Annotated in this window: 7 protein-coding genes; all 7 read left to right on the top strand. The window is 34.1% G+C overall.

All coding sequences use genetic code 11. From position 1 onward, the window contains the following. The first annotated feature begins 185 nt into the window (after positions 1-185). Positions 186-2,687 (top strand): hypothetical protein, encoded by a 2,502-nt coding sequence (locus JKP34_RS18005; protein WP_201924688.1) that lies wholly within the window; start codon positions 186-188, stop codon positions 2,685-2,687. After that, positions 2,684-5,869 carry a SpoIIE family protein phosphatase gene (locus tag JKP34_RS18000; RefSeq protein WP_201924686.1) on the top strand — a complete coding sequence of 1,062 codons (3,186 nt, stop codon included), beginning with the start codon at positions 2,684-2,686 and terminating at the stop codon, positions 5,867-5,869. The genes JKP34_RS18005 and JKP34_RS18000 overlap by 4 nt, the downstream gene beginning before the upstream one ends. Continuing rightward, a complete protein-coding gene (locus tag JKP34_RS17995; RefSeq protein ID WP_201924679.1) occupies positions 5,866-7,233 on the top strand; it encodes a hypothetical protein in 1,368 nt (455 codons plus the stop codon). Before JKP34_RS18000 ends, JKP34_RS17995 begins: the two co-directional genes overlap by 4 nt. Positions 7,234-7,238: 5 nt before the next feature. After that, positions 7,239-10,346, top strand: coding sequence for an nSTAND1 domain-containing NTPase (locus JKP34_RS17990; protein WP_201924678.1), 3,108 nt, complete (start codon positions 7,239-7,241; stop codon positions 10,344-10,346). Then, positions 10,343-11,377 (top strand): tetratricopeptide repeat protein, encoded by a 1,035-nt coding sequence (locus tag JKP34_RS17985; RefSeq protein ID WP_201924676.1) that lies wholly within the window; start codon positions 10,343-10,345, stop codon positions 11,375-11,377. Before JKP34_RS17990 ends, JKP34_RS17985 begins: the two co-directional genes overlap by 4 nt. Before the next feature lie 25 nt (positions 11,378-11,402). Continuing rightward, positions 11,403-12,671 (top strand): hypothetical protein, encoded by a 1,269-nt coding sequence (locus JKP34_RS17980; protein ID WP_201924674.1) that lies wholly within the window; start codon positions 11,403-11,405, stop codon positions 12,669-12,671. 56 nt (positions 12,672-12,727) lie between these two features. Next, positions 12,728-14,860 (top strand): immunoglobulin domain-containing protein (locus tag JKP34_RS17975; protein WP_201924672.1); only part of this gene is annotated, 2,133 nt, incomplete at its 3' end.

Below are 14,860 nucleotides of genomic sequence, written 5' to 3'. Positions count from 1 at the left end.
GATTTAACTGCTAACATGAACTAGCAATATCGTATTTTAAATTAATTCTTAAAAATTAGTTTAACTTATCTTACTTCTCGCTATAATAAATATAATTTCTTTATAAATGATTGAAAAATTGAAATTTTACTTTAAGTTTAACTTTCAGAATGAGTTATAAACATCAGATTTACAACAATATATACATGTCAAAGCTTAGTAAATTGATCAGTTTTCAATCTTTACTGTGGTTTTTGATATTTATAGGACTTGAATCCATATTTCTATTTGGAGCTTCAAGTCTGTTAAGATCTGATATAGCGTACTTTTCAATTATTTCCATATTGCTCATCATTCTTTTGCTTGATAATCTTTTAAAAAATAAACTTCATTATTTCATTCGGCCAAAAACAAGTGTCAGTTTTTACTACAACATTGGCAACGTTGGGATTCTTGTTTTCGGTGGGTTAATGCTGTTTCTAGTGTATATTAATATTGGCAAGCAAGGACTGACTTCTTCCTTTGGCACTGTTGGTTCAATTACACTTTTGATTGCTTTACCCTTTGTTTTTCTCCTTTGGCTAAGTTTCACAAGAATCTCAAAGGGGTCTGTTCTATTCCATTTAAATGAAGGAACTACTTCAAACTATCAAATTATTGAACCCTACCTTGTGATTATTACCCTTGCTATATTTGGTATTGGCTTTGATTTCTTACCAAATAACCATATCACGCTTTTTATTGTCCCATTAGCGTTGGTAATTGTATTAGCAATTGTTAACATCTTCCTGAATGCTGTCTCTCTAAAATGGTTATTAGATTCTTTTAAAAAATATGAAACTACAAAAGAGACGGAAGTAAATGACTCATTTTCAATCTTTGAAATTAATCCATATGGTTTTCTCGATAACATTGAAAAGGTATTAATTGAATCAAGTAATGATAACCGCATCAGGGCTCTTTACACGATTAAATCATTAGCGGCAATTGATAAAATTGGTATTCTTGAAGAATTGCAGAAAAAAGATATTGTATTGAATGACCCTACTAGTAAAGGAGTTTTAAATGATACACTTAGGTATTTAAAACAAATTCAAACTAAGGTTGGTGCTATTGAAAACGCATATGAGTATGTAGAGCAATCATCTGACATAGATGTGATTAAAGGTCTTCTAAGGCTTCAAATTGATTACTCGGATAAAAACCTGGTTATTAAACTATTGAATGACAATCGTTCTTCAGTAGTAAAAGCAGCATGTTTGGTAGCAGGCCATCATGATGATATCAATTTTATTTCAATTTTAATAGAGCGCCTGAGTAATCCGAGAGTAAGTATTTACGCTAGATTTGCACTAGAAAAAATTGGGTTTAAAGTTGTTAAGTATTTAGAAATTGAATTTAGCAAGAATAAAAACAACCTGTTTTTCACTGAAGGCTGTTTTGAGATATTAAGTAAAATTAATAACCCCTATGCCCATCTACTCCTGTTTTCTTCATTGAGAGATTCTAACAAAAACATAATTAGAATTGCCGCTAAAAAGATTATTGACATATATAAAAAACCGCCACAAGAGAAAAGAAGTAATTTTGGTGATTTATTTAATGAACTCATTCTCAACACACTTTCCAATATTTTCATAATCAGAAACATCAAAAAAAGTAATGAAACCTTTTACCAACTGAAAACTGCTTTTGAAAATGAGAATAAGGAAAACATTACCCTAATAAGAAAATTGATGCAGCTCTATTACTCAAAAGAAGTAATAGATGAAATATTTGACGCTTATCAATCTGACAACGTACATGAACACAATCTTGCCAATAATTTAGCTGATTTACATATCGATGATAATCTTATTGTTTTGAACAAGATTAAAGTGCTATTAAGCCCAGATGATAGCAGACTAAGAGAGTTTATCTTGGAAGAGTTTCCTGATTTTGAGTTCGATAATATTTTCGATTCCGAAGAAAGCCTTATTTGGCATATTCTTAATATGGACTATGATAAAGTAAATAATTGGACCAGAGCCTGTGCTATTAATACGCTTCAATATTTATATGCTGAAGACATACCTTTTGAATTAGCTACAGAATTCCTCAATGAAAACAGATTAATGCAGGAAACCGCTGCATTATGCATCTATCAAAACTTACCTGAGTTTTACAGTATTTATCTTAATAGACTCGAAAATGACAAAGCAGTAAAGCTTGACTTTATAGTAAGATCAAATATTGAATACAGTGACGACCAAAAATTGAGAACTGATAACCTTTTACTGTATGATAAAATTCAATTCTTATCCAGCATCCCATATTTGAAAGAACTAACAACAAATGAAATAAACACCTTTGAGTCATTCTTTAAACCAGTAGTACTGGAAGAAGGTAATCATCAGATAAGTTTAAATAATGAGGATGATGCAGGCTTTTGGATCATAGAATCGGGAAATGCCAATTTCAGTAATAATGGTCTTGACTTTAAAGCATTTGAAAAAAGAGATATTATTGATGTGATGCCATCATCTGCTCAATCTGGTCATGTATATTTTAACCTTGATAGGCCTGCACGTTTTTTAGTAATTGAGAAAATCGTTTTATTGAATATTTTAAAGAATTCATATAATATTATATTTGATAACATTCAGGAAATATCAGATTTTTCATCATCTTTACAGGTTGTTGATACTCAAAATGATAAGGTAGCTTGAGGATTATTATAAGTCATATTGTTCTTCTTTTTTTAAGCCTAAATAGTTTAGCACAAACTTTTGACGTAACTAACTATAATGCAGCAGATTACCTTGGAAGAAGCAATATTTATGACTTCACTCAAGATGAACAGCTAAATTTCTATTTTGGCACTGACTACGGCATATTAAAATTTGACGGTTACCAGTTTAGTGAATTTAACATACAGGGCATTAAAGGTGACCTTAAAATCAAGAGAATTCAGTACGTTCAGGATCAACTGTTCATTGCTACAAAGGATAAATTGTTTCTGTATTCCTTTAAAAATGATTCCCTATCAACTTACTATGATCAACCTATAAATTCTATTCAAGTTAGCGGTGAGAGTATTTATATCCTGACTAAAAACAAACTTTTACAAACCTCTATAAGTGAATTATCAAAGCTCAACACCTTATATGAGAATACATCAGTAATTTTCAATACAGCCTTCATTACTGATTCTACCAAAATAATAGGTTCAAGTGATGGACTTTTCATAAACAAACAAGCTAATGTTTATGAACAGACCGGAAGTTTTGTTGATGTTCAGGCTATATATGAAAATTATGATTCCTCCTTGTTAGTTTTAGGAAAGCATAAGGTTTTTAAATACACGGGAGATAATGTAAGCCAGCAACTTAGTTTTGACAACCTTACCTTCAAAGGTTTTATTGTTAGTGACTTAGGTGACTTATGGCTAACAACCGATAATAAGCTTTTAATTACTTATAATGGCACGAAATCTACCTACCTAACAGAAGATAATGGCATCAGGAATTTTCAGATAAACAGACTCAAAGTAGACAAAGAATCTAATTTATGGCTATTGGGAAAAAATGGTTTGAGTAAAATCAATATCAATCAACCAATTAACCAATTACCTTTCAAAATCAACGGCAGTGCTTTTCTTCATGAAAATTCAGTGCTATTAGTAAAGGATAACCAACTCAGTATTTTCACCCAGAATAAAGAGTTTACAAACATTAGTGCTAAAATGTTGGGTGAAAATCCTATTAGTGCGGCCTTTGTAAATGGCCACTGGATAGTCCTATCAAATAACAAGTTGTACACCATCAACAATAATCAGTTGCAGCTTCAATTAAAAAACCTACCCCTTAACAGCTTATACGCATTCAAAAACTCACTTTATGCAATTGATAGTGATAGTAGATTTATTCAAGTAAGTTTAGAAAACTTTGAAATTGAGAAGAAATACCCTACCAACTCTATCGCTAAGGTTTTAGTAAATGCAAAAAACATAGAACTAATTGAAAAGGATGGTAGCGTGCATACAGTTGATTCAATCGGTGACATTAATCAGAAAGTTATCACGCTTCCTAAGTACATTATTTCAAAAAATATAGCGAGTTCCACAAATGGCTATCTCAGCTATGAAAAGGATAGTCTTGAACTTATTAATCCTGAAGGAAAAATTTGGAAGGTAAGTTTATCCAGGCTCTCAAAACAATCTGGATTGGAAATATTCAACGTATTTGAAGATTCAAATGAATACATATGGGTTTCAACTAATAAGTTTGTTGCCCGAATTTCATTAAAAAAATCCCAGGAAGATTTTGAGATTGTTGAATTCATCACGTTTAATGCAAGGGATAATTTCTCTTCCACTTATTTTAGCGAAGTCCTGGAATTGGCTAATGAAAACCTCTTATTTATTCATGAGAATAATATTACGCTTTATAACCCATATCTCGATATTCCAACACTAACTCCTCCTGGAGTTAAAATCATTAGTGCTACAGGCTACAATTTTGATAGATTTAATAATATTAGCGATACAGTTAATTTATTAAGAAATAATAAACTGAATTATAGTAATTTAATATCCATAAAAGCTTTTGCACTAACACATACAAAGGCTCACAAATCATCAATTCAATATAGAATTCCTACTATTAATTCAAATTGGCAAACCTCGAGATTTAACGAACCAATTCTTATAAATGACTTACCAGTAGGGAGTAATATTATTGAATTAAAAGGAGTTAATGCCAATGGAGTAGAAAGTGATCAGAAAACAACAATAAACATAGTAGTTAGTGCTCCCTTTTGGCAAAAATATTGGTTTTATGGCACTTCATTAGGTGTTCTATTATTAATTGGGTTTATCGGCTATAGAAGTGTTAATAATTTTAAGGACAATAAGACGAAGGAACTTCATGACAAGCTCGATAAAGAATTAGATGATCTTGAAAGACGCTCACATTTGCAAATCCTTAAGGCAGAAAGATTAAAGCAATTAAACGACTTAATTACTTCACAGAAAGGAGAGCTAGAAAAGAAAAACAAACAGATAGAATCTCAGAAATACGAATTATCTCTTACAAACGAGCAAATCAAAAAGCAAAAAGATTTACTTGAAGAAACTAGTAGTAAGCTGAAGGCAAGTATTAATTATGCGCAAAGAATACAAAATGCCCTAATGAGCACAGAGGTTGAAATTAAAAATGCTATTGATAAAAGCTTTGTTTATTTTCAGCCAAGAGATGTTGTAAGTGGAGATTTCTTTTGGTTCAATACCGTCAAAAATGATAAGGACGAGGAACTACTTGTTTTGGCAGCAGTAGATTGTACTGGACATGGTGTACCTGGCGCCATTGTGAGTGTTGTGGGTATGAACTTATTGAATAACATTACTAATCTTAAAAATATTCATGAACCTGGAGACATCCTTTTTGAGCTAAATAAAGATATTATTGACAATCTTCGTCAAAATGAAACTCAGGTTAATGATGGTATGGATATGACCTTGGTTACCATCAATAAAGTAACTAAAGAAATTCGCTTCGCTGGTGCAAAAAACCCTTTGATGTATATTGAAAACGGTGAATTAATAAGAATTAGAGGTGATAAGTACGCAATTGGCGGACAGCAAAGAGGCACTGATAGGAGTTATACAACCCATAGCTTAGCCCACACCGGAGTAGAAAGAATGTTTTACATTTTTTCAGATGGTTATCAGGATCAGTTTGGTGGTGAAAAAGGCTTCAAGTTCTTAACCAGTAATTTTAAAGAGCTTTTATTAAAAGTTCATGATAAGCCCGTGCTTGATCAAAAAACTATCATTCATGAAACGATTGAAGATTGGAAAGGAGATTACGCACAAACAGATGATATATTAGTAATAGGTTTTAGATTTTGAATTTCAAGGATAAATATACCATCATCGTTAAGTTCACACAGAACGATAACATTCCTTCATCCACGTATGATAAGGGCTGGGTCGATTTTTTTATAGATTTTCTCAAAACATCGCTTCAATATCAAATCACTGGTGACATTGATGTGGTAAAAAAGTCGGAAACAGATTTAATAAGCGCTGGAGATTTTAATACCTCTGATTTAATTCTTTACATCCTATCCCCTGCTTTTGTATTTTCATCTAATATAAATCAGGATGCTGAAATATTGGAAACTGCCTTTAATTTTGACATTCCCTTTATTAATAATAAAGTTAAAAAAGTATTCAAAGCTCCTGTTAAAATTGAAGATCTTCCATTATCACTATCTACACCTACTTATTATAGGTTTTATGATTTGAACGAAGGTAATTCAAATGAATATGCTACCTACGAAGGCTGGAATGAATATCAAACAAATAGTGAATACTGGCATGTATTTGCGGATGTTGTTAGCGATGCGTTAAAAATTTTCTCTCAAGATGAGAATAAGAGCATCGGCAAGATATACATATCTAATAAAAGCGATAACTATTTTAAATATCGCAATACATTAAAAAGGGAATTAAGTGCTTTTGATGTAGAAATATTCCCTGATGAAGATTTCTCTATTGAAGCCAACTACATGGAAGATCCGGAAATTTTCTTTATGAAAAAATGTAATTTAGCTTTACACTTTCCTGATGAATTTTTAGACCTGAGCAGTGAAACCCGTTCCAGTGCCTTTGGCAAATTACCTGAAAAGGTTAGATATATTTGGTTCAATCCGCTGGAAACTCTTATTCCTGAAAGAAAAGCTAAGTATGATGAATTGAAAATTCAATTGAAGCCTTATCAGAATATTGAAGCTATTGAATCACCTATTGAAGAGTTAAAATCCATCTTGAAGTCGAAATTGCTTTCGCCAACTTCAGCAGAAACAGAAGATGTCATCCAAAAAGATGTTATCTACGTACTTTCTGACACAAAGATTGATACCAAATTAAGAGACCTTATACAGGACACAGAGCCTGTTACATCTAAATATGAAGTCAAAATTTTGAGTAATGTGCAAAATGTTGCAGATTACAGATTAATGCACTATGAACTACTCAGAAAAGCTGATAGGTTTATGATCTTCCATTTTAAAAATAATAGCGAATGGCTAAAAACTATGGTGTCTGAAATTAGAAAGGCGCCAGGTTTTAATAGAGAAAAACCGATAGCTGGTAAATATATTGTAACCTCAACCAACGATATACCTGAGTCATATGTAAATCAGCAGTTTAAATTAATAAATATTGATCAGCCAAGTGATATCATTAAGGTATTACCTGAAATACTATAATATAAGTGATAGAAACTGTAGACAATAAAGTAGATAAAAACTTCAATCCGTTCCCAGGTTTAAGGCCTTTCGGAACTGATGAGAGTTTCCTTTATTTCGGGCGTGAAGGTCAGAGTGATGAGGTTCTATCAATATTGGAAGAAAATAGATATGTGAATATCTTAGGCTCATCCGGTACAGGTAAGTCATCTCTAATGTTCAGCGGGGTAATCCCTACCCTTCATGGTGGTTTCATTACTAAGGCAGGAATTGACTGGGAAATAATAACTGCTAAACCAGGACTTAATCCTATCAGAAACTTAGCTGAAGGTTTCAGAAAACATTTAGAGGCTAAAGAAGATGATGAAAACCTCGATGAAATTACATCCATTATTAACCAAAACCTTTTCGAGGCAATACTAAAGAAGAGTACCAAAGGCATAGCCGATCTTTATCAGTTTAATAAGCATTTAAAAGGAAAAAATTTACTTATATACCTTGATCAGTTTGAGGAGATTTTCAGATTCAGAAAGCTTGGTACCTTATACCACTTGAATGAATCCTTAGCTTATGTTAACCTTATTCTTGAAGCTGTAAATCAAACTGAACTACCAATATATATTGCCTCATCCATGAGGTCCGATTTTTTAGGTGATTGCGAGCAATTTCCTGAGCTAACAAATAAGATAAACGATAGCCACTATCTTATTCCTCAAATGACCAGACAACAAAAGCAACTGGTTATTAAAGGTCCGGTAGCTGTTGGTAAAGGTTCCATTTCAAATAGGTTAGTACAGAGACTTTTAAATGATATGGGTGATAGACCCGATCAGTTACCTGTGTTGCAACATGCGCTAATGAGAACATGGGATTATTGGATCCAGTCTGATCGTGAAATGAAAGAGCCTCTGGACTTCATCCATTATGAAGCTATTGGTAGCGTGAATGAGGCCTTATCAAGGCATGCCGATGAAGCTTACTATGAACTTAATGATGCTCAGAAAATAATTTGTGAAAGAATTTTTAAAACAATCACCGAAAAAAGAAGTGATAGTGATGGCATTAGACGACCTACCCCACTTGGTGAGATTGCACAAATTGTAGATGAAGAAGAATTTACATTAATTCCTATTATTGATAAGTTTCGTGAAGATGGCAGAGCATTACTTACTCCCCGAGCTGATATAGAGTTAACTTCTGAATCAGTTATTGACATAAGTCACGAAGCCTTAATGAGGGTATGGTACCGTTTAAGAAACTGGGTGCAAGAAGAGTCTGAGTCTTCTCAAATCTATTTGAATTTAGCGGAAGCAGCCAAAAACTATCAAAAAGGTAGTGGCAGTCTATGGAGGCCACCTGATTTGCAGTTAGCTCTAGAATGGAGGAATAAAACCAAGCCTACATTAAAATGGGCCCTACAATACGATAATAATTTTGAGTCAGTAATTTCCTTCTTAAACAGAAGTGAGAAAGCCTATAAGCAAGAAATAGAGACCAAAGAAATGCTTCAAAAGAGGCGTTTAAAGAGGTCTAGAGTTGTAGCTTATATTTTGGGAACAGCGGCAATGTTGTCAGTTATTCTTTTAATAGTAGCTTATAATCAATCGGTTGAGGCTGAAAGACAAAGAGCACTTGCTGATGAAAGAAGTGACGAAGCACGTCAAAACTTAGAAGTAGCGAAAGAGAACGCACTCAAAGCCCAAAAGCAGGAAGCCGAAGCCAACCTTTCAAGTTTCAGAGCCAATCAGGAAAGAGAAAATGCAGAATACAACTTCCTTATAGCCAGAGAACAAACACAGATAGCTGATAGTGCCAGAAAAGAAGCATTAAGAATTGCAGAAATTGCCCGACAAAATGAGCTTGCTGCAAAAGAAGCCAGGCAAGAAGCACTAGAACAAGCTGAAGAAACACGAGTAGCTCAAGGGCAAACCCAAGGGTTTAGGATGAGAGCAGTAGCTCAAGCTTTGGCCACCAAATCTTTGCAAATTGAAGATGATCAATTAAGAGGCTTATTAGCCTATTTAGGTTATCAGTTTAATGAAGAAAATGAAGGTTATGACAGCAATAATGATGTTTACAATGGACTATTTTATGCTGTAAAAGCACTTGACAATGACTATTTCAATGCTTTCAGAAGTAATTCTACGGACGTCCGATCTCTAAAATTTGTAGCAAATAAATACTTATATACCACAGGAACTTCTGGTAGAATAAATGCCTGGGAGGTAGATAATATGACCTCTAATAGAAGTATTGTGATTTTTGATAAACCCGATGTTTTTGTTAAAAAGATATTTGTTGACGAAAAGAATCAAATTTTAGTAGCCCTTACTGATGGCGCAGATTTTTATACTATATCAGTAGGTGCCAGAGTAAGAACCATTCAAAAATATACGATTCCTAATACTTTCACTTTTGATGTTGAATTTTTAGACAATTCAACAGACTTTTTAATATCAGCTTCTGATAGCTCAATTTATAAGTTTAGTAATGGTCAACTAAAGCAGTTTTTAAAGGTAAGAAGCAGAGTTTATGATATGGAGTTATTTGATGAAGAAACATTAGTTACAGGCAATAGCAATGGTCAACTTCAGCTTTGGAATATCAATAACTCAAGATTTGTTAAAAATATTAATGAAAGAAGTAATAAGTATATCCACTCTCTTTCAATAGGTGATAATATGATTGCTGCTGGTGATAATTCTGGTCTTGTCACCCTCTATCCTATTGATGATAACTTAAAGCTGGAAGACCCCATAATTTTGAGAGGTAGCGATGGAGAAATCATGACTGATTTAACCTTTAACCTGGCTGAAAATCAGATCATCGCTTCTAGTACAAAAGGCACAATAAGACTATGGAATTTAAATGATGTGGACGAATTCCCGATGATAATAAGCGAACCAGGATCATGGGTAAACTCAATAGCTTTATTAAACCCATCATACATTTTTGCCGGCTGCAAAGATCAGGTATTTAGGCTTTACCCTATAAAAAGTAAAATATTGGCTTCTACCCTAAGAAGCATGGTTACACGTGATATTTCAGAGGAAGAATGGGACAGATATATCGGAAATGATATAGAATATGACCCGGTTTTTAAAGAGAGCGTTTTTGTGGATAATAGTCAATGAGAAAACATTTACTGATCATATTAATTTTTCTTGCTAACTCTTCACTTTTTGCACAGGCAAACTGCGAGAGGAACCTCAATGAAGCCCGTTCCGATTATGCTAATGGTAATTTATATGCCATACCTGGTAAATTGGATGAATGTCTGAAAAATGGATTTTCAAAAAATGAAATGATAGAAGCTTATCAATTGTTGGCACTTACCTATATCAACATCAACCAACAGGACAAAGCAAAAGAATCCATGATTAAGCTTTTAAAACTGCAAACGGATTATCAAGTAGTGAAAAATGTGGATCCAGATGAACTTTATTCGCTTTATCAGGGAATTGAAACTGATCCAATCTATTTTATTGGAGCCTATTTTAAAATTAATTATAGTATGGTGAACGTGACAGACTCTGGTAGGTTTACGAGTAATTCTGATCCTAATGCTGTTGACAACTACAATTATACACCCGCCCTCTCCATTGCAGGAGGAGCACATTTTCTATATCCCATCAAAAAATCATGGTATGCATCAGGAAAGCTTGGATATGATGTCCACAGATACGATTATGATGAAACTAATAGTGGAAATGTTGAAGGAGAAAATGAGACTACTGTAAGTTTTACTTCTATTAATAGAGGTATTAATTTAAACACTTCATTACGATATATGCTAGATCATTATAGCTACAAGCCTTTCGTAGAATTTGGTGTTACGGGTAGATTTAATTTCATGAATAGCATAACAAACTATTTCAATGAAGATGAAGAAGCTCCAACATTTTCAGTTAATCAATTTAGAAAAGCATTAAATTTTGGATTTAGTTTAGATGCGGGAACATTAATTAAAGTAAATGAGAATTATCTCTCTTTAAGCATTGGAGCCTCATACTTTGTAATACCTGAGGTAGATTATTCGGATAATTCAAACGGAAGATCATTCTACTCCTTAGCGGGAAGACATGTAATTCAAGAGGATAACTACAATAAGCTGATACTTAATTTTACTGTTAAATTCAATATGCCTTTTTATAATTTCAAATAAATTGAAAGCTATCATTTTTAACATATTGAGCCTTTTTTTTGGATGCATACTGATCCTATCTGCTTGTAATCAAGATTATCTGGAAGAGCATGAAAATTTCAGTAGGCTTTATAAAGGACCAGAAGCTATTGAAGCTATTGATTTTGTAAGAAAACCCGATGGAAGCGGATATCTAATTTTGGGTAATTCAAGGAGGATAATAGATGGCACTCCCAATTCTAACCTCATCATATTTGATGTCGATAAATCCGGTTTTACTAGAAACACCAATGAAATTGAAAATGATTTTATAGATAACGGCAAAAAGTTGTTTATAAATGACAATCAAGTTGTTGTATTAGGAATTAGGGAGACCGATGAACAAATAAACACAATTGTATTAGCTACTGATCTAGATGGCAATTCCATTTTAAATAATGATACCGCTTCTATTAGAGAATTAAAGTATGAGAGTAATGGTATCTCACTTATAATGGAAGATTTATTCATTGCAAATGGAGATGTGTTACTGTCTGGGTACATAGAAAATTCTGCTGGTGCTACAAAAAAGATAAGTAGAGTATATCCTCTTTCTACTCTCTTAAATTTTGATATTGATGTAGTAGACCATGTTAATCAATTCCCGATTATTAATAGTGAAACAGCCTTTGACAATTCCAAAGCAACTCATATTCTTACAAGTCCTAATAGAAGTGGTATATATATAGTAGGGCAAGAATACCTGGGAGAATCAAATCCTTCTTTAAACATCTCTATTGATCAAATAAATGATTTAAGAAGTAGCAAACCAGAAATTAGTCCTTCTATTAACTATAGTGGTAATCAAATACTAACAGCCTGTACTTTTGGAATTTTACCAGGTGACATTTACTTCGGTGGGAAATTTGAGAAAACAGAGAATAATGCTCCAGATTCACTTTTTGTAATACGAGGCACATATTTCGAAAACTCAACAAATGACCAACTTGATATTATAGCCAGAGAACCGAGAATAGAAACTGATTTTGGTAATGAATTAACTGATCTTATCCAACTATCGAATGGTGAAATACTAGCAGTTACAAGTGTATCTGATATTAGCAATAATGAGGAAGTAGGCAGATCATCTTACATTTTAAAATATTCGTTTAGTGCCGATCAATCACCTAGGGATGAATTGTCTTTAGAATATCTCGGAAACGGATTTTATGATATTAAAAAAATTATTGAAGAGGATGGTAAATTAATAATACTGTCACAAATTGAATTTGGTACTGGTGAAACAGCTATTGAATTATCCAAAGTACTGTTTTAGTCGAAATTGACTACTCAGATTGTTAAAAAATACTTTAAAATTGTAGCTTAACTACATTGAAAATAAATTACTTAGGTCTGAAAAAGTTATTTAAACATATTTTAGTAGGGATTTCATTCCTTACTCTTTTAATACATGGCAAATCAGGCCTTGCTCAGGTTACTATTACGGAGGCTGATCTGAATAATATTTGTATTGATGGCAGCTATTATGCTCTTTCTGATATCGTAATTACGGAAAATAATACAAATGATTTTCCGAATACTTCAGGAGCTACAAGGTATTATAGAATAGAATTACCCTCTAACTTTGAGTTTGACCCTGGCTTCGGAACAATCTCTGCAACCGGTATAGGTGGTGATATTAGTGCATCTTCAACAACATCAAGAGGTACAAATTTTCTTCAGATCAACCTTATAGTCAACGGAACAAGTCAAATAAATTCAATTTTCTTTGAAGATTTCAGGGTAAGACCAACCTCTACTGCAACTACAGGTGATATAATCCGGGTTTCATCACCATCAGGTACCGATCTTAATGTTAATGGTGCGCCTTTAGGTACTTCCCATGGCTCACTATCTAGTCTTTCACCACCATCAATAAGTAGCCAACCTACCAATAGCCAAATTTGCGAAGGTGAATCTACATCTTTCTCAGTAAGTGCATCCGGTAATAATATTAACTATCAATGGCAGAGAGATGCCGGCTCTGGCTTTCAAGATATTGACATTTCTACTGATGGTGGAGTATACAGCAATTTTAACTCAGCAACCTTACAAATAAATGATGCTCCCACCTCAATTGATGGATATGATTTTCAAGTAGTTATTACAGGTATCTGTTTACCACAGCTTACTTCTAATACTGCAACTCTTACGGTTAATCCACTTCCCTCCGCCCCCACAGTTACCAATCAAACACAGGAATATTGTTTTGGTGAAGGTGCAAGTTTTGTTTTACCTGTGGCTAGTGGTGGTGCTGGTACATTTAAGTGGTATGAGGATGAAAACCTTACAAACTTATTGTTAACAGCAAGCAGCCCAACAGAAGATTCCGATATAGGCTTTAACAAAAATGCTACCGGTACTTACACCGCTTATGTAACTGAAACCTCGGCCTCCGGATGTGAGAGCGAAGCCACTTTAGTCAGCTTAACTGTAAATCTTACTGTTAATTCTTCTCCTTTTGGTACAAGTACAACGCCTTCTTCTACAACAGTTTGTGATAATGAAACCTTAATATTTACTATTAACACAGCACTTTCATTTAACTCATATCAATTAATTGATGAGGCTGGTGATCCCTTAAGTCAGGATGTTGTAGGTAATGGTGGTTCTCTTGAAATAACAAGTTTTCCATTCGATAGATCTACATATGGTGCCGATGAATTGGTAAGAGTACGAGCTACTAGAATTGATACGGAGTGTTCTGATATTTTAATTAATGCGCAGAATAGAAATACTATTACCATCAACCAACTGCCTACTGTAACATTGGCTGATGATGATGCTGATGATATTATCTGTTCTGGCACTACCGTTACTTTCACCGCTTCCGGTGCTACTAACTACCAGTTCTTCGTTAACGGACTTTCTGCACAAGGACCTTCTGCTGCTGCTACTTTTGCTACTGCAGCCCTGGCCGATGGTGATGTGGTTACTGTTAGCGGCACTGATGCTTCAGGATGTAGCAGCTCTTCTGCCGGTACTACCTTTACCGTGGAAGATGCCCCTGCACAACCTACTATCTCCACTGCTTCAGCCACTGAATGCTTAGGAACAAGTGTCACACTAACAGCCTCTGCTGCGCCTAACAGTGGTGCCTACAGATGGTACAAAGATGGTGTTTTAGTCGGTGGAGCTACTTCTCAGGCTATCGTGCTCAATACTGTGGCTGAGTCTGGTAACTACACTGTAGAAGTAACTGATGGTAATAATACAGCCGTATGCTACTCTACTGCTTCTGCTCCTACTACCGCTACAATCAATCCTTTGCCGAATGCCGGCTTATCGGTTACACCTTCAGCTACTGCTGTATGTGATGGGGGCTCTATAACTTTTACCATTGCAGGCTCACAGTCTGGGGTCAACTACCAGTTATTCGATGAATCTAATACGGCCATCTCTGCTGCTGTCGGGGGTAATGGTGGGAACATCAATATCTCCTCCGATCCTTTTGTGTTCGCTACA

It is taken from the genome of Marivirga atlantica (assembly GCF_016734805.1).
GTDB classification, from domain to species: domain Bacteria; phylum Bacteroidota; class Bacteroidia; order Cytophagales; family Cyclobacteriaceae; genus Marivirga; species Marivirga atlantica.
This window is presented reverse-complemented; position numbering and strand designations above follow the sequence as displayed.

Coding starts and splice junctions, on each gene's coding strand:
- JKP34_RS18005 (WP_201924688.1), top strand. CDS start 186: ATGTCAAAGCTTAGTAAATTGATCAGTTTTCAATCTTTACTGTGGTTT.
- JKP34_RS17985 (WP_201924676.1), top strand. CDS start 10,343: ATGAGAAAACATTTACTGATCATATTAATTTTTCTTGCTAACTCTTCA.